This window comes from Variovorax sp. Root411 (genome assembly GCF_001425205.1).
In the GTDB taxonomy this organism is placed as follows: domain Bacteria; phylum Pseudomonadota; class Gammaproteobacteria; order Burkholderiales; family Burkholderiaceae_C; genus Variovorax.
In genome coordinates, this window is sequence record NZ_LMDW01000016.1 from 794249 (window position 1) to 810932 (window position 16684).

The 16684-nt window shown below is 66.7% G+C and carries 13 protein-coding genes and 1 riboswitch; of the genes, 9 read left to right on the forward strand and 4 right to left on the reverse strand.

Features of this window, described 5'->3' with window-relative positions:
• Positions 1-8 precede the first annotated feature (8 nt).
• The gene (locus tag ASC92_RS20325; protein WP_056519028.1) at positions 9-659 is read right to left on the reverse strand and encodes a DNA-3-methyladenine glycosylase family protein; all 651 of its coding nucleotides are present in this window, start codon (positions 657-659) and stop codon (positions 9-11) included.
• A 17-nt stretch (positions 660-676) separates the two neighbouring features.
• On the reverse strand, positions 677-2053 hold the full coding sequence (gene cysS / locus ASC92_RS20330; RefSeq protein WP_056519030.1) for a cysteine--tRNA ligase: 1377 nt from the start codon (positions 2051-2053) through the stop codon (positions 677-679).
• A 204-nt stretch (positions 2054-2257) separates the two neighbouring features.
• Here cysS and ASC92_RS20335 point away from each other — a divergent pair, with 204 nt between their 5' ends.
• The 6 genes from ASC92_RS20335 to ASC92_RS20360 all read left to right on the forward strand — a co-directional run bounded on the left by ASC92_RS20335 (position 2258) and on the right by ASC92_RS20360 (position 6342).
• Positions 2258-2848, forward strand: coding sequence for a tetratricopeptide repeat protein (locus tag ASC92_RS20335; protein ID WP_056519032.1), 591 nt, complete (start codon positions 2258-2260; stop codon positions 2846-2848).
• A gap of 73 nt (positions 2849-2921) precedes the next feature.
• Positions 2922-3518, forward strand: coding sequence for a peptidylprolyl isomerase (locus ASC92_RS20340; protein WP_082519643.1), 597 nt, complete (start codon positions 2922-2924; stop codon positions 3516-3518).
• Between the two features lie 27 nt (positions 3519-3545).
• Positions 3546-4058, forward strand: a complete 513-nt coding sequence (locus ASC92_RS20345; protein ID WP_056519034.1) for a peptidylprolyl isomerase — start codon at positions 3546-3548, stop codon at positions 4056-4058.
• Positions 4055-4843: a UDP-2,3-diacylglucosamine diphosphatase gene (locus ASC92_RS20350; protein ID WP_082519644.1), complete on the forward strand. Its 789-nt coding sequence runs from the start codon at positions 4055-4057 to the stop codon at positions 4841-4843. The genes ASC92_RS20345 and ASC92_RS20350 overlap by 4 nt, the downstream gene beginning before the upstream one ends.
• A 16-nt stretch (positions 4844-4859) precedes the next feature.
• A complete protein-coding gene (locus tag ASC92_RS20355; RefSeq protein ID WP_056519036.1) occupies positions 4860-5651 on the forward strand; it encodes a zinc-dependent peptidase in 792 nt (263 codons plus the stop codon).
• A 94-nt stretch (positions 5652-5745) separates the two neighbouring features.
• Positions 5746-6342, forward strand: coding sequence for a hypothetical protein (locus ASC92_RS20360; RefSeq protein WP_056519039.1), 597 nt, complete (start codon positions 5746-5748; stop codon positions 6340-6342).
• Between the two features lie 86 nt (positions 6343-6428).
• Here ASC92_RS20360 and ASC92_RS20365 read toward each other — a convergent pair whose 3' ends face one another.
• A complete protein-coding gene (locus ASC92_RS20365; protein WP_056519040.1) occupies positions 6429-9290 on the reverse strand; it encodes a DUF349 domain-containing protein in 2862 nt (953 codons plus the stop codon).
• A gap of 201 nt (positions 9291-9491) precedes the next feature.
• Positions 9492-13307: a DUF748 domain-containing protein gene (locus ASC92_RS20370; protein ID WP_056519042.1), complete on the reverse strand. Its 3816-nt coding sequence runs from the start codon at positions 13305-13307 to the stop codon at positions 9492-9494.
• A 600-nt stretch (positions 13308-13907) separates the two neighbouring features.
• Here ASC92_RS20370 and ASC92_RS20375 point away from each other — a divergent pair.
• From ASC92_RS20375 to nrdR, 3 genes are all read left to right on the forward strand, one after another.
• On the forward strand, positions 13908-14759 hold the full coding sequence (locus ASC92_RS20375; RefSeq protein WP_056519044.1) for a lytic transglycosylase domain-containing protein: 852 nt from the start codon (positions 13908-13910) through the stop codon (positions 14757-14759).
• Positions 14760-14789: 30 nt separating this feature from the next.
• A riboswitch (ZMP/ZTP riboswitch) is annotated at positions 14790-14914 on the forward strand.
• Positions 14915-14955: 41 nt separating this feature from the next.
• Positions 14956-16200 (forward strand): serine hydroxymethyltransferase, encoded by a 1245-nt coding sequence (glyA, locus tag ASC92_RS20380; RefSeq protein ID WP_056519046.1) that lies wholly within the window; start codon positions 14956-14958, stop codon positions 16198-16200.
• A 21-nt stretch (positions 16201-16221) separates the two neighbouring features.
• Entirely contained in the window at positions 16222-16665 is a 444-nt protein-coding gene (gene nrdR / locus ASC92_RS20385) for a transcriptional regulator NrdR (protein ID WP_007836918.1), read from the forward strand.
• Positions 16666-16684 lie beyond the last annotated feature (19 nt).

A 16684-nucleotide genomic window follows, 5' to 3' on the forward strand; every position in this document is an offset into this window, starting at 1 on the left:
CCTGTTGTTCAATACGCGACTGGAACCGGGTCCAGCGATCGCCAAATATACCAAGTCGCCACGCTGCAATATGGCGCCCAGGCCACGGCGACGTCGCGGGCATCGCTGCGGCTCACGGGATCGCCGGAAAAATAATTGACGCTGATGCCGTTGAGCAGCCCCAGGTCGTCCACGGGAAGCACGTTCGGGCGCATCAGGTGAAAGATGAGGAACATCTCGGCCGTCCAGCGGCCGATGCCGCGAATGGCCACGAGCTCTTCGATGATGAGCTCGTCCGACATGTCCTTCCACGCGTCGACGTGGACCATGCCCGAATCGAAATGCAGGGCCAGGTCGACGAGGTACTCGATCTTGCGCGCCGAGAGCCCTGCCCCGCGCATGTCGTCGACCTTGAGCTTGAGCACGTTGGCCGGCGTGAGCTTGCGCGGCAGCGCGGCAAACTTGTCCCAGACCGACTGCGCGGCCTTCACCGAGATCTGCTGGCCGACAACGCTGCGCGCGAGCGTGGTGAACGCGTCGCCGCGCGACTCGAGACACGCATCGCCGAACTTCGGAATGAGCCGCTTCATGACGCGGTCTTTCCGGGAAAGGTGCTTGCATGCCTCTTCCCAATAGTCCGGCGTATAGATCTGAACGCTGGTCTTCTTGGTGGCGGGCATGGGGTTCGTCGTTCCGTTCACAGTGCAGCTGCCCAGGTGGTGCCTGTGGGCGAATCCTTGAGCACGATGCCCTGCGCGAGGAGTTCCTGGCGGATGCGATCGGCTTCGGCGAAATTCTTCGCGGCCTTGGCTGCGGCGCGCGCGTCGATCCTGTTCTGGATGGTGGCCTCGTCGAGCGTGGTGCCCGCGCGCAGGAAGGCCTTTGGCTCGTCCTGCAGGATCTGCACGCAGCCACCCAATGCCTTCAGCAATCCGGCCTGGGCGGCCGATTGCGTGCGGTTCACTTCGCCTGCCAGGTCGAACAGCACCGCCACGGCTTCGGGGGTTGCGAAGTCTTCGTCCATCGCGGCCTTGAAGCGCGCGGCGTACGGGTCGGTCCAGTCGATCGCCACGTCGGCCGGCGCCACGAGATCGAGTGCCGTGTACAGCCGCTTGAGCGAGGCGCGCGCATCGTCGAGGTGCACGTCGCTGTAGTTGAGCGGGCGGCGGTAGTGCGCGCGCAGCACAAAGAAGCGGATGGTCTCGGCGTCGTACTTCTTGAGCACATCGCGGATCAGGAAGAAGTTGCCCAGGCTCTTGGACATCTTCTCGTTGTCGGTCACGATGAAACCGTTGTGCATCCAGTAGTTGGCCAGCGGCTTGTCGTTGGCACCCTCGCTCTGCGCGATTTCGTTCTCGTGGTGCGGAAACTGCAGGTCTTCGCCGCCGCCGTGGATGTCGAGCGTCTCACCGAGCAGTTCGCAGGCCATGGCCGAGCACTCGATGTGCCAGCCCGGACGGCCGGCGCCGAATTCGCTGGCCCACTTCACCTCGTCGGGCTCGGTGGCCTTGGCGCTCTTCCAGAGCACCGGGTCGAGCGGATCGTCCTTGCCGTCGAGCACGGCCACGCGCTCGCCCGCATGCAGTTCGTCGATCGACTTGCCGCTGAGCTTGCCGTAGCCGGGGAATTTGCGCACCGCGTAGTTCACGTCGCCGTTCTCGGCACGGTAGGCCAGGCCCTTCTTCTCGAGCGTGCCGATCATCGACAGCATCTGCGGGATGTAGTCGGTGGCGCGGGGTTCGTGGGTGGGGCGTTCGATGCCCAGCGCGTCGGCGTCTTCGTGCAGAGCGTCGATCATGCGGTCGGTCAGCGCGCGGATGCTTTCGCCGTTCTCCACGGCGCGGCGGATGATCTTGTCGTCGATGTCGGTGATGTTGCGCACATAGGTCACACGGTAGCCGCTCACCTTGAGCCAGCGCTGCGCCACGTCGAAGGCGATCATCGAGCGGGCATGCCCGAGGTGGCAGTAGTCGTAGACCGTCATGCCGCAAACGTACATGCGCACCTGTCCCGGTTGCAATGGGGAGAATTCCTCCAATTCACGCGACAGCGTGTTGTAGATGCGCAGACTCATGAGACTCGGAAAGCGTCGCTTCGCGCACGTGCGGCACGGGCGAGAGACGGTGTTTTTCAGGGGTGGCGGGGGCTGTGTCGCGAGGGGTTGGACATGGCCCCTCGGCTACAATCCGACCTAGTATAAACGTCTGCTGCCGAGCGGCGTGCGGGTGTTCCCCAAGCCCGCCGAGCCCGCATCTCCCCCCATTTCCGCCGAGGCTTCATGAAGCACGCCGCATTCTCCAGACTCTCCATTGCCTTCGCGCTGCTGTTCAGCCTGTGGGGCTCCGCAGCGCACGCCAACGAATACGACGACGTGAACCTGATGCTGCGCCAGGGCAAGTCGAACGAGGCGCTCGCCAAGGCCGACACCTACATCGCCGGCAAGCCGCGCGATCCGCAGATGCGCTTCCTGCGCGGCGTGATCCTCACCGAGCAAAACAAGCAGGCCGAGGCCATCGCCGCCTTCACGCAACTCACGCAAGACTTCCCCGAATTGTCCGAGCCCTACAACAACCTGGCCGCGCTGTACGCGTCGCAAAGCAAGTTCGACCAGGCGCGCGGCGCGCTCGAACAGGCCATCAAGCTCAACCCGAACTACGCCACGGCGCACGAGAACCTCGGCGACGTGTATGCGCGCCTCGCTGCCCAGGAATACGTGCGTGCGCAGCAGTTCGCCAGCACCAACGCGAGCGTTGCGCCGAAGCTCGTGCTGATCCGCCAGATCTTCACGCCAAAAGCCGAAGCCGAAGCGGCCACCCTGTCCGCACCGCCGGCGGTCATCCGCAAGCCGGTCGGCCGCACCAGCAAGTAATCGCTGCCGCCGGCATGGGCGCCGCACCGGTGCCCGCCGCGCAGCCCGTTCCTTCATCCGCACGGAGCCTCAGTTGACGATCCACTCCCTCTCCCGATTCAGCCGCCGCAGCGCACTCGCGGTGGCCGCCGCCCTCGCGTTCGCAGCCACGGCCCATGCGCAGACGGCCGCAGCGCCGCGCGTCAAGCTGGCCACCTCGGCCGGCGACATCGTGGTCGAGCTCGATGCAGCCAAGGCGCCCAAGTCGGCCGAGAACTTCCTGCAGTACGTCAAGGACAAGCACTACGACGGCACGGTGTTCCACCGCGTGATCGACGGCTTCATGATCCAGGGCGGCGGCTTCACGGCCGACCTGCAGCAAAAGCCCACGCGCGCGCCCATTCCGCTGGAGGCGAGCAACGGCCTGAAGAACGACAAGTACACGATCGCCATGGCCCGCACCGGCAATCCGAATTCCGCGACCTCTCAGTTCTTCATCAACGTGAAGAACAACGACTCGCTCAACGCGCCCAACCCCGACGGCTACGGCTACACCGTGTTCGGCAAGGTCATTGCCGGCACCGACGTGGTCGACAAGATCCGCGCGGTGGCCACCGGCAACAAGGGCGGCATGCAGAATGTGCCGCTCGAGGCCGTCACCATCAAGTCCGCCACGCTGGTGGCGAAGTAATTTCATTTCCCAAGCAGGAGTCCCCTCATGAGCAATCCCCAAGTCGAACTGCACATCAAGAATTACGGCGTGATCACGCTCGAGCTCGACGCCGCCAAGGCGCCGAAGTCGGTCGAGAACTTCGTCTCGTACGTGAAGAAGGGCCACTACGACAACACGGTGTTCCACCGCGTGATTCCCGGCTTCATGGTGCAAGGCGGCGGCTTCGAGCCCGGCATGCAGCAAAAGCCCACCGGCGCCGAGATCGAGAACGAAGCCAACAACGGCCTGAAGAACGCCAACTACACCGTGGCGATGGCCCGCACCAGCGCGCCCCACTCGGCCACCGCGCAGTTCTTCATCAACGTGGCCGACAACGGCTTCCTGAACCACACCGCACCTTCGGCCCAGGGCTGGGGCTATGCCGTGTTCGGCAAGGTCATCAACGGCACCGACGTGGTCGACAAGATCAAGGCCGTGAAGACGGGCCGCAAGGGCTTCCACGACGACGTGCCGCTCGAAGACGTGGTGATCGAGAAGGCCGTCGTCATCGCCGAGTGACTGTGAGTCCGGCGGCGGTCGCAACGACAGTGTTCAAGGAACTGGTGGCGCCACCCGCGTGGCGCACGGTCGACCTGATTTCCGACCTGCACCTGCAGGCCGGCGAGCCCGCCACCTTCGAAGCCTGGCAGGGTTACCTGCAGACCACGCCGGCCGATGCGCTGATCATCCTCGGCGACCTGTTCGAGGTATGGGTCGGCGATGACTCGGTCGACTCCCCTGGTTTCGAGGCACAGTGCGCCGAGCTGCTGCGCCGCGCCGCGCAGCGGCTGCCGGTGTTCTTCATGCGCGGCAACCGCGACTTCCTCATCGGCCCCGCGTTCGCGGCGCAATGCGGCTTCACGCTGCTCGACGATCCCACGGTGCTTGTGCTGCACGGCCAACGATGGCTGCTGAGCCACGGCGACGTCCTCTGCCTCGAGGACACCGAGTACCTCAAGTTTCGCGCGCAGGTTCGCACGCCCGAGTGGCAGGCCGCATTCCTGGCCAGGCCGCTGGAAGAGCGTCGCGCGCTCGCACGTTCCATGCGCGTGCAGAGCGAAGACCGCAAGCGCAACCCCTCGACCATCTGGGCCGACGTCGACACCGCCGCCGCGCGCAACTGGCTGCAGCAGGCGAACGCCCACACGCTGGTGCACGGCCACACGCACCGCCCTGCCGATCACGACCTGGGCGACGGCCTGCGCCGCGTCGTGCTGAGCGACTGGGATGCGGCAGCGCATCCGCCGCGCGCGCAGCTGCTGTGCCTGTCCACCGTCGGCGCACAGCGCGTCGATCTGCGCTAGCCGCGCGCCGCCGCCAATGTTCAAGTGGCTGCGCCGCCTGCGCGCCCTGCCCCCGATTCCCGAAGCCGCCTGGCAGTCCGCGCTCAGCCGCTACGCCTTCCTCGGCGCCCTGCCCGCCGCCGACCGGCAGCGGCTGCGCACGCTGACGGCCGAATTCCTGCGCGACAAGGAATTCCACGGCGCCAAGGGCTTCACCATCACCAATGAAGTCGCGCTGGCCATCGCAGCGCAGGCCGTGCTGCCGGTGCTGCATCTCAAGGGCGGGCTGAACTGGTACGACGATTTCGTCGGCATCGTCGTGCACCGCTCCGAGGTGGTGGCGCGCCGCAAGGTGGTCGACGAGGCCCAGGTGGTGCACGAGTACGGCGAAGTCGTGGCCGGCGAGGCCATGGACCGCGGCCCCGTCATGCTGAGCTGGGACGACGTGCTGGCAAGCAGCATCACCAGCGAGCGCGGCTACAACGTCGTGATCCACGAGTTCGCCCACAAGATCGACATGCGCAGCGGCGACGCCAACGGCTGCCCGCCGCTGCCCGCCGGCTTTGCAGGGCAGCGCAGTGCACGCGCAGCCCGTGCGGCGTGGCTCGCCGTGCTGCAGCCCGCTTACGAGGATTTCCGCGAGCAAACCATCAAGGCAGAGCGGTTCGGCGTCGAGGCGCCGTGGCTCGACGCCTACGGCGCCACCTCGATCAGCGAGTTCTTCGCGGTGGCATGCGAGGCCTACTTCGTGAACCGCCCGAACTTCGCCCGCGACTTCCCCGGCGTGCTCGCGCTTTTCGATGAATTCTTTATACCTAAAAGTCCCTGAACGCTCGCCCACTCTTGTTGGCATGCTATTCATTCAATAGCAACTCCATCGGTACCATAGACGGGTTAACAACTCGTTTAAAAAGGTAAACAACATGAGGGATTGGCTCTATCAGCTCACGGGCAAGGCGTGGCTTGCACTGGTTTTCGGCATCGGCATCCTGGGTTGGGCAGGTTATGCGCAGTTCAAGGCTGGTTCCGACACGCACGGCGCCGCCGTGGAAGACCTCGTTGCCAGGAGCGGCAAGATCGTCAGCGGCAGCGAAGTCACCGAAACCACCAAGCGCCGTCGCGGCGGCAGTACCACGCGCCACTATTTCGTGCTCGACGCCAAGGTTGCCGACGGCAGCACCGAAAAATGGCGCGTCGACTACGCAATCGGCCGCAGCAAGCTCGAACCGCTGATCGACGAATCCGTCGAAGTACGCATCGATCCCTCGGACAACAACCTTGTCTACGAAGTGAAGCTCAAGGGTCAGCCCGTGGTGAAGCTGGCCGATGTGCAGAAGATCATGGAAAGCAAGGACCAGGCTGCGGCATCGAGTGCCACGGACAAGGGCACGCTGATCGCCGGCGCCGTCGCCCTGCTGCTGGGCATCGGCGGGCTGTTGATCCGGCGCAGGATCGGCGACGGCTACCAGGCCGAGCAGGCTGCCGCCGTGCAGACGCCCGTCATCGGCGAGAAGGTTTGAACGGATCGACATTCGATTCAACCCCCAAAGAAAAAGGCGCCCCCGCGGGGGCGCCTTTTTCGTGGCCCTGACTTTCGGCCGGCCGCTTACTTGCGCAGCAGCGCCTTCAGTGCGTTCTGCAAACGTCGCGCGCTGGAGGCATCGTGCGCCGCGGCCAGAACCTTGCCGGCATCCTGGCCCCAGGTCTGGTCGGGCGCCGGGTCGCCACGCTTCGTGAGCAGCTTGAGCTGCAACGCGCGGCGCGCGTCGAGCTGCTCGGCCGGCGTCGGCACTTCGGCTGCCATTTCGAGGCGCAGCAATGCTTCGGCGGCGTCGGGTGCGGCGGCCGTCGGCGCGGAGCCGATGGCTTGCGACCAGCCACTGCGCACGGCGGGCGTGACTGCGCGGCCCAGCTCCTGAATGCTCGGCAGGCGGCTGGCGTCGCGCTGTTCCCATGCGCCCAGCACCTGGGTCAGCGCTTCGCCATGCGCCTGCGCGGCGAGCTTGCGCAGTGCCATGTCGGCGCGTTCGAGTGCTTCGCGCTGCGCGCGGAAGGCTGCATCGCCCAGGCGCGGGCCCCGGTCTTCGAAACGCGGCGGACGGTCACCGAAACGGCCGGCAGGTGCGCCCCGATCGCCGCGTGCATCGGAGCGCGGAGCACCGCGATCGCTCGAGCGGCCCGGACCGCCAGCGCCTGGCCGGCCGCCTTCGCGCCGATCGCCGAACCGGCCACCTGCACCACGGGCTGCGGGCGCCGCTTCGGCCTTCTTGCTGCTGGGGCGGTCGTCGCCGCGCATGGCCACGACGGGCTTGGGCGCGGGCTTCGGTGCCGCAGCAGGCGCTTCGACAGCGGCAGCTTCGCCAGCGTCATGCGCCGGGCCATCGGCACGTGCCGAGGCATCGGCACCGTCGACGGGCGCCACGAGATCGATCGAAGCGGCAGGCGCCTGGCTTGCGTGCGTGCCGGGCGAGGCTTCCGCATCGCTCGGGCTCGGCGCCTGCTCCGCGCTTTCGCCGAATTCAGCGGCGGCCTGACCCGGAGCCTCGACCTCGGTCGCGCCGACCGACGGACCGTCGCTCGCAACGGCGGCCTGCTCGGTCTTCGGTGCGGGCGGCGGCGCTTCACCGCGCATCGCGGCTTCCAGCCGGGCAATGGCGGCACGGATCTTCTGCACGTCGCCGCCGGCATTGGCTGCGTCGAGTGCCTTGGACGCGTCGAGCACATGGCGGTCGTGCTCGCTCATCGCGGACGACGCCTTTTCGCGCTCGGCCGTCTTGCGGTTGAAGGCTTCGTCGATGGGCGCGCGGAATGCGTCCCACATTTTCTGTTCGTGGCGGCGGTCGAGCGGCACGCTCTGCGCCTCGGCCTGCCAGCGCTGCTGCAGCGCCTTGACGGCATCGATGCGCAGCATCGGCTGGGCGCCGAGTTCGATCGCCTCGGCGATCATCGCCTGGCGGCGTTCGACGCTGGCCTTCTGCGCGGCCTCGAACGGTGCGCGGGCCGCGCCAAAGGCTTCGTTCCACTGCGGCTGCAGCTCGGCGAACACCTTCTCGCCCACATGGCCGCCGTCCCGCCAGCGGTCGGCGAACTGGTGCAGCGCGCGGTTGTGCGCCTTCAGGTCGGTGGCGCCGGCATGTTCGGCGGCCCAGGCCTTGACTTCTTCGATCAGCGCGACGCGGTGCGCGCGATGCTCGGCCGCATCGGCGCGGACCTTCTCGAGCCAGGCCTCGACCACCTTGTGGGCTTCGTTGCAGGCTTCGTCGAAGCGCTTCCAGAGCGCGTGGTTGGGCACGCCGCCCTGGTCGGCCTGCTTCCACTGGTCGCGCAGGGCGCGCAGGGTTTCCTGCATCTTGCGGCCGCCGAGGGCCTGGCCTTCGGGACGCTTGAGCAGGCCTTCAGCCTTTGCGACGAGGTCTTCGCGCACCTTGTCGGCGCTCCAGCGCTGCCACCCTTCGAGTTCGCCGGCGGCCACCAGCGCGGCATGCACGCGGGCTTCGAGCGGCGCCTCGACCAGCTTGCCGTGCTCCTTGAGCACGGCGCGCAGCGCAGCGGCCGCGCCGGCGCTGGCCTTGCCGTGGCCTTCGGCGGTTTCCTGCTCGAGCTTGGCGAGCGCGGCCTGCACCGCGTCCTGCGCAGCGGCGCGCACGGCCGGGTCGACCTTGGGGGCGGCGGGGCGAGCGGGGGCGGCGGGCTTTGGCGCCACGACCTCGCCGCGCGCAGCGCGCAATTCATCGGCCCACACGGGCACGGGCGGCAGCGGTGCGGCGGCATCGGCTGCGGCCGCGACAGCCTGGGCCAGCGCGCTGTGGAATGCGTCGGACACCACCAGCAGTTGCGACTTCGACGATTCGAGTTGCGGCGCGAACTTGGCGTCGAGGCTGGTCCAGTTGTCGTCAGCCGTGATCTCACCCGCCTGCTGCTGCCAGTGGGCCACGTCGGCGCGCAGCGATTCCTCGGCGGCCTGGGCGTCCTGCCAGCCCTTGGTGGACAGCACCTCGAAGCGCTGCGCCAGCAGCACGGCGGCTTCGCGGTGCACCTGGGCACGGTGCTGCAGGTCTTCGATGCCCTTGACGCGTTCGGCCAGCCTGGCCTTCAGGCCGGCCAGCGGTTCGCGCGACAGTGGCGCGCCGGCCTTGGCGGCGTCGCGCTGCCAGGCCAGTGCATCGGCAATGTTGAGCTTGGACTGGCCCAGCAGCGCCTCGGCCTTTTGTGCCCATTCGGCGGCGATGGCCTCCTGGCCCTTGGCGCGCTTGAGTTCGTCGAGCTTTTCGCGCAGCAGGCGCGCGGCGCCCTTGTCGCGGCCGCTCAGCTCCTTGAAGACCTCCTGCATCTGCTCGGGCGCGGGGTTGCCCGCGAGCCAGTCGCGGATGCGCGCGGCGCGCTCCCCGGAAGTCGGCGCGGTGAAGGCGCCGCCGGTGAGCGTGTCGAGGGCCTGAAGGTCGTGTGGCTTGGAAGAAGTAGAGGTCACTGCGCGAAATCGTTGTCTTGGTAGAGAAAGCGAAGGCGCCGGCAAAGGCCGGCGCACATCGATATTTTCACCCACTTGCGGTTGGCCGCTGAATTCCGTCCTGAAACGGTGGCGAACACGGGTCGTGGGCGGGAGGTTAACGAACTACATATATAGCAAGCTGAAGAAAAAAACCAAGTCCCGTGGACGGATCGCCGCGCCTCACCTCATGGTCAGGCTGAGCTCGGCGCCCGGCTTCCAGTCGCCGCCGCTGGCGCTGGTGCGCACGGCGCCCAGGAACAGGCGCTCGCTGGGCAGCTTCTTCGCGAGCAGGTAGTCGCGCACGGCCGCGCCGCGTTCGACCGCGAGCTGGCGCATCGACTCTTCGTCGACCGGCACGCTGGCGAACAGCAGCTTCTCCATGTCCGGAACCGGAAGGTCTTTCGCCAGGCCGACGAGGTTGCGCGGCTTGGTGATGTCAGCGCGCTTGTACACGGCGGTCAGCAGCGCGGGGTATTCGGCATCGGTGACGGGCGGCACCTCGGTGCCGGTCTCCCCGCCGCGCACGGCGACCCGGCGCTTCTCGGCGTAGGCGAGTTGGCGCACGCGCTGGCGCTGGTAGGCGTCGCGCTCCTTCTCGAGGCTGGAGGTGCCGACCACCGTCATCTGCAGCGTGGGCCGGTCGGTCAGCGCCTTGGCGACCTTGTCGAGGCCCTCCTTGGCAGTGACGCCGAGTTCCGAACTGCCGGGCTCGAAAGTAATGGCGCTCGATTCGTCGCTGCCGCCGCCGAGGCCGCCTGTAAGCAGGCGGAACGGCGCCGTCGCGGCCTTGGCGATCAGGTTGACCACGGCCTTCCAGATCAACGGACCGACGCTGAACTGCGGATCGTTGAGCGACCCGCTGAGCGGCAGGTCGACGTCGATCACGCCGTTGCGGTCGGCCAGCAGCGCCACGGCCAGCTTGACCGGCAGGCTGCTGGTGGAGCCTGCCACTTCGTCGCCGAACTGCAGCTGGTTGAGCACCAGCTTGTTGGTGGCCGTCAGTTGCCCGTCCGGCGCAACCTTGTAGTTGACGTCCATGCTCATCTTGCCGCGCTCGATGCCGTGGCCGGCGTAGCGCACCGAGTACGGCGACAGCGGAGCGAGGTCGAGGTCGCGCATCTTGGCGGTGACGTCGAGTTCGAGCGGCTTGGCCAGCGGGTTGAGCTTGCCGGTGATTTCCAGCGCCGCAGTCTGCTGCGCCTTGCCGCGCAGTTCGAGGTCTGCCAGCGCGGGGCGGCCGCCCTCGCCCTTGGGCGGGTTCGACGAGAACGAACTGAGCTTGCCTGTCAGCTCGCTGAGGTCGGCCGAGTAGTTGGGCTTGACGAACAGGTCGGTGAAGTCGATCTTGCCGTTGACCAGGCTCATCGGGCCGAAGTTGATGATGGGCGCGGGGCCCGCGTCGGCCGCCGGAGCGGGCGCTGCTGCGGTCGCCACTGGCTTGGAGGATGGAGGTGCGCCGCCGACCATCTCCTCGGCCGACACCGGCGCCCCTCCCGCGGGTTTCTGCGCGGATGCCCGGGCCGTGGTGGTGGAGGTTCCGCCCGGGCCCTTGCGGGTACTGGCCTCGCCGGCCGCCGCCGCAGCCGCGTTCGCCTCGGCCTCGCCCTTCTTGGTCAGGCTCGACAGGTTGAGCCGGCCGGTCGGGTCGACGATCACGCGGGCGAAGAAGTCGGTCAGCGTGGTTTCGCGCACGTCCACGTTCGGCGGGGCGTTGGGCGCCATGCTGACCTGCAGGCCACGCAGGCTCAGGGTCTTCCAGCTCAGCAACTGGTTGGTGTTGCGGTCGAAACCGGGCGACTGCGTGAGGGAGACACTGTTGGCGCGGAAGTCGTCGAGCGCGGTGTCGCCGGCCAGCTTCAGGCTCATGCCCGCCGGCGACGTCGCATAGCGCACCGTGCCGCGGTAGCTCGCGAAGGCGCGCCGGATGTCGACGTTGAGCGCGTCCGCGTAGTAGGCCTTGAAGGTATGCGCGGGGAACGACGCCACCTCGAGCCGGCCTTCGGCCGCGAGCGGTTTGAGCACCACGTTGCCCTTGTAGTCGAAGCGGCCCGGCTCGGAGCGCCCGGAGCCGATGCGGCCCGAGACTTCCAGCGGCGACGCCGTATTGGTTTCAGGTGCGATCTTCTGGGCCTGAAGCTTGAAGGCAGTGACTTCGACGGCCACCGGGGTGACGCCGGCCTTGTCCGCATAGGAAAGCGCACCGTTGTCGATCGCCAGCGTACCGATGGTCAGCGCCCAGGGCTTGGTGTTGGCGCCCGGTTTCGGCGTCTCGGCGCCTGCGGGCTTGGGCGCAGCGACCTTGGCTTCGGCCTCCTTGGCGCCGCCGCCGGCCGGCGTCTTGAGCCAGCGCTCGAACATCCAGCGCTTCTCGCTGTCGCGCTCGACGCGCACCTTGGGGTTGGTCGCGGTGAACGAGGCCACGTTCAATGTGTGCTTCGTCATGTCGGCCTCGGCATCGACCAGCTCGAAGCGGCCGACGCTCGCCAGCGCGGTCTTGGCCTGGGTCAGCGCGAGCCCATCGGCGGACAGGCGGCGCGCCTTGAATTTCAAGTCGGGCTGGGCCCAGGCGATGTCGATCTGCCCGCTGAGCTTGCCGTCCAGCGTGGGCTCCAGGCTTTGTGCCAGATAAGGCGCGGCCAGCGACAGCGGCAGTGCGTCGACCTCGGTCTGCACGTCGGCCACCTTGTCGGTGGCGCTGCCCTTGAACTTGAGCGAGGCGCCGGCAATGGACGTGCTGCCGTTGAATGCGGCCGGCTTTTCCATCGGCCAGGCGACGCCCGTGACGTCGATGCCCAGGTCGGTCAGGTCGACGGCCGCGGCCGGATTGGTGGTTTCATCGCGCCAGCCGATGCGCCCGCCGTCCAGCGCCAGCTTGTCGACCTGCACTTTCAAGGCCGGCTTTTGCGCCGGCTTGCCGGCCGGAGCGCTCGCCGCGGCGGCCGGCAGCGGCGCCGCCTTCTCGGTCGCGCCAGTGGATGGATCGGTGGCCAGCAGATTGAGCTTGCCGGCCGCATCGCGCGCCACCGCCAGCTGCGGCTTGACCAGCGCGACTTCGCTCAGATGGAACACCGATTCCAGCGGGCGCACGTCGGCCAGCGCCAGCTTGAGCGAATCGAAGGCCAGCAGGTCGCGGCCGCGCGCATCGGCCACCTTGGCGGTGTGAGCCTCGACCGTGCCGGTGATCCTCAGGCCGGTGGTCTCCGCTTGTTCGAAGCCGATCTTCAGGTCGGCGTCGAGGCTGCCCGCCTGCAGGCGCACCGGCAGGCCGCCGGGGATGTAGCCGAGGTACGGCACCAGGTCGAGCCCCTTGAACTGCACGTGGGCGTCGGTCTTGCGGTTGTTGGCGAAGGGCGTGGTGAAGGCGGCCGAGTCGAACTTTCCACCATTGAGCGCGAAGGCCAGCTTGGGCTCGGTGTTGATGTCGCGCTTGGAATCGAGGTTGCTCAGGAACGGCACCTTGAGCACGAAGTCGCGCAGTTCGTGCTTGCGCTTGACCGTCTGGTCGTCGAAATCGACCGAGCCGCCGTTGATCGCGATGTTGTAGATGGCAAAGCGCGCGGGCTTGGCGTTCGGATCGGGCGGTGGGCCGGCCGAGAGCTTGGCCAGGATGTCGTCGATGTCGTATTTGCCGTCGGTCAGGTGCGTGAGCAAGATGGCGGGGCCGTCGATGGTGACCGCGTCGATCACCGGCGCAAGGCGCAGGAGCGACTGCAATTCGGCATCGGCGTAGATGCGGTTGATGGCCACCTGCGGCTTGCTGCCGTCGGCGGTGGCAATGCGCAGATCGCTCAGCGCGAGTTCGAGCGTCCAGGGTTTGAAATCGATCTTTCCTACTGTTACCTGGCGCCCGAGCTTCTCGCTCGCGATCTTCTGGAGCTGGCTTTTGGCGATCGGCGGCACTGCCAGCCAGGCGATGGCCCAGAAGGCCAGCAGAACCAACACCGCGACGACCCCACGCCGCACCCATTTGTTTTGTTTGATCGAAGCAAAGTCCATCAAGGGAGTGTGCCGCAAACGGATGGCCAATCCAGAAGCAAGAAAGCCCGGCAACGCGACGGAATTGTCTTGTTGCCGGGCTTGATGGCGGGCCCAAAACCCATGCCATCGATTCGCGCGACCGGAAGTCAATGGTTCCTGCCGTGCTGGCAGCAAGAGATTGCCACCATGGATCCTCGGCCGCTGAGCCCTTGACTTGCACCTCGGGCTGCCGGACCTCGGAAAACACCTGAAAACTCAGGCCCGTCCAGATTAGGCGTCGCACCCTCGGATTGCAAACGCGTTTTGCCAAGGGGTTTCCCGTAAGCCTAAACACCTCTTGCCAGTCGATTTTTTAACCATTTATTAGCATAAAGAAACAATTTCTTATGCTTGACCGGGTATTTAGCCACGCTAGAATCCGCCCTGCTCCGACTGCCCCGATGCAGCAGAGCCTCCCTGAATCCGCTGCCGAATTCCCCCGGCTTGATCAGGTCGCCGCGCCCTCAACCCCCTTCACTCCATGCGCGGAGCCTGATTCGTACCAATCCAAGCGCCGTTGCCTTCATCCATCGCCTTCCATGGCGCTGCGACTCGGGTGCCGCACAGAAAGGAAGAGCGATGAACAAGGCGTTCGATGCCACAGCCCGCGGGCTACGGACCTTCGTGTCCGACGTGGCAGACGGCTTTTTTGAAATCACCCACAACGGGTTTGCACTGGTCGGCCTGGCCATCGTGTTCGCGGCCCTCGCCCTCGTGGCGCGGCCCGATCTGCGCCAGACCGGCGAGGAGCAACTGATGGGCTGGCTGCAGTCGCGCAAGCCCGCGCCTGAAGTCACCGACCTCGAGCCGACCGCCATCGTGCGCACCACGGCCGCGAGCCCCGGCGACCTGCCCAAGCAGCAGGCAGCGGTGGCTTACTGGCTCAGCAAGAAGTACAGCGTCGCGGCCGAGCCGCTGAGTGTGCTGGTGTCCGAGGCGTACAGCATCGGCAAGCGCACCAAGCTCGACCCGACGCTGATCCTGGCCATCATGGCCGTGGAATCCAGTTTCAATCCCTTTGCCCAGAGCCATGTCGGCGCCCAGGGCCTGATGCAGGTCATGACCCGCGTGCACGGCGACAAGTACGAAAGCGCGGGCGGCACGCTCACCGCGTTCGACCCGGTGACCAACATGCGCGTCGGCGTGAAAGTGCTGCAGGAATGCATCGCCCGCGCCGGCTCGCTCGAAGGGGGCCTGCGCTACTACGTGGGCGCGGCCAACCTGGAAGACGACGGCGGCTATGCCAGCAAGGTCATGGCCGAACACGAGCGCCTGCTGCAGGTCGCCAACGGCCGCGCACCCTCGGTACTGCCACCCCGCACGACCGTCCGCGCGCAGCCGATCCCCGTGGTGACGCCGGCACCGGCACCGATCAAGTCCGAAGAAGGCACCGGACCCGCAAAGGTCGCCCTGCTTTCCGCCGTTTCCTGAGGCCAGGCCGGCCGGGTGTGAGCTACACTCGGCCCCGTACGCAACTGGCGATAGGCGCAGCATCCGAACAAGGTGCCACGCGCTGACGTGGAATACCACTGGGAAGCGTACCGCCTGGCACCACAGGCGTTCAGCCGTTCGCCTGGGCAGCCCTTGTTTGGTTGAAGAACAAGGACCTCGTCTTCAAAGGACTGCCATGTACCAACGCAATATCCTGGTCGAACAGACCGATCCCGAGATCTGGGCTGCGATTCAAGCCGAAAACGCGCGCCAGGAACACCACATCGAGCTGATCGCCAGCGAGAACTACGCTTCGCCGGCCGTCATGGCCGCTCAAGGCTCGCAGCTCACCAACAAATACGCCGAAGGCTACCCGGGCAAGCGCTACTACGGCGGCTGCGAGCACGTTGACGTGGCCGAGCAGTTGGCCATCGACCGCGTCAAGCAGATCTTCGGCGCCGATGCCGCCAACGTGCAGCCGCATTGCGGCGCTTCGGCAAACGAAGCCGTGATGCTCGCTTTCCTGAAGCCCGGCGACACCATCATGGGCATGAGCCTGGCCGAAGGCGGCCACCTGACCCACGGCATGCCTCTCAACATGAGCGGCAAGTGGTTCAACGTCGTGAGCTACGGCCTGGACGCCAACGAAGCCATCGACTACGACGCAATGGAACGCAAGGCGCATGAGCACATGCCCAAGCTGATCATCGCTGGCGCCTCGGCCTATTCGCTGCGCATCGATTTCGAGCGCTTCGCCAAGGTGGCCAAGGACGTGGGCGCGATCTTCATGGTCGACATCGCCCACTACGCCGGCCTCGTGGCTGCGGGCGTGTACCCCAACCCGGTGCCGCACGCCGACGTCGTCACCTCCACCACCCACAAGAGCCTGCGCGGCCCGCGCGGCGGCATCATCCTGATGAAGTCGCAGCACGAGAAGGCCATCAACAGCGCGATCTTCCCGGGCCTGCAAGGCGGCCCGCTGATGCACGTGATCGCCGCCAAGGCCGTCGCGTTCAAGGAAGCCATGGCGCCCGAGTTCAAGGCCTACCAGCAACAGGTGGTCAGAAACGCCCAGATCGTGGCCGACACCCTCACCGAGCGTGGCCTGCGCATCGTGAGCGGACGCACCGAAAGCCACGTGATGCTGGTCGACCTGCGCGCCAAGGGCATCACCGGCAAGGAAGCCGAAGCCGTGCTGGGCAGCGCCCACATGACGATCAACAAGAACGCGATCCCCAACGACCCGGAAAAGCCGATGGTCACCAGCGGCGTGCGCATCGGCACCCCCGCCATGACCACCCGCGGCTTCAAGGACGAAGAAGCCCGCATCACCGCGAACCTGGTGGCCGACGTGCTCGAGAACCCGCGCGACACAGCGAACATCGACGCCGTCCGCGCCAAGGTGCACGCGCTGACGAGCCGCTTCCCCGTCTACCGCTGATCACCCGGAAGACCTGACCGCATGAAATGCCCTTTTTGCGGTCATCTTGAAACGCAGGTCGTCGAGACCCGCGTTTCGGAAGACGCCGACTTCGTCCGCAGGCGCCGCCAGTGCAGCGCCTGCGACAAGCGCTTCACCACCTACGAGCGGCCCGACGTCAACTTTCCGGTCGTGGTCAAGAAGGACGGCAGCCGCGCCGACTTCGACTCGACCAAGGTGCGCGCCTCGATGATGCTGGCACTGCGCAAGCGCCCCGTGAGCATCGAGCAGATCGACAACGCCCTGCTGCGCATCGAACAGAAGCTGCTGGCCAGCGGCCTGCGCGAAATCGACTCGACCAAGGTTGGTGAACTCGTCATGCGCGAACTCAAGAAGCTCGACAAGGTCGCCTATGTGCGCTTTGCCTCGGTGTACCGCAGCTTCGAGGACGTGGACGAGTTCAGGCAACTGCTGCGGGACATCTGAGAAGCCCGAGCGCGGCGGC

Excerpts from the sequence above, each read along its gene's own strand:
- cysS (WP_056519030.1), bottom strand. The coding sequence starts at position 2,053 with ATGAGTCTGCGCATCTACAACACGCTGTCGCGTGAATTGGAGGAATTC.
- ASC92_RS20370 (WP_056519042.1), bottom strand. The coding sequence starts at position 13,307 with ATGGACTTTGCTTCGATCAAACAAAACAAATGGGTGCGGCGTGGGGTC.
- ASC92_RS20355 (WP_056519036.1), top strand. The coding sequence starts at position 4,860 with ATGTTCAAGTGGCTGCGCCGCCTGCGCGCCCTGCCCCCGATTCCCGAA.
- glyA (WP_056519046.1), top strand. The coding sequence starts at position 14,956 with ATGTACCAACGCAATATCCTGGTCGAACAGACCGATCCCGAGATCTGG.
- nrdR (WP_007836918.1), top strand. The coding sequence starts at position 16,222 with ATGAAATGCCCTTTTTGCGGTCATCTTGAAACGCAGGTCGTCGAGACC.
- ASC92_RS20345 (WP_056519034.1), top strand. The coding sequence starts at position 3,546 with ATGAGCAATCCCCAAGTCGAACTGCACATCAAGAATTACGGCGTGATC.
- ASC92_RS20335 (WP_056519032.1), top strand. The coding sequence starts at position 2,258 with ATGAAGCACGCCGCATTCTCCAGACTCTCCATTGCCTTCGCGCTGCTG.
- ASC92_RS20360 (WP_056519039.1), top strand. The coding sequence starts at position 5,746 with ATGAGGGATTGGCTCTATCAGCTCACGGGCAAGGCGTGGCTTGCACTG.
- ASC92_RS20375 (WP_056519044.1), top strand. The coding sequence starts at position 13,908 with ATGAACAAGGCGTTCGATGCCACAGCCCGCGGGCTACGGACCTTCGTG.
- ASC92_RS20325 (WP_056519028.1), bottom strand. The coding sequence starts at position 659 with ATGCCCGCCACCAAGAAGACCAGCGTTCAGATCTATACGCCGGACTAT.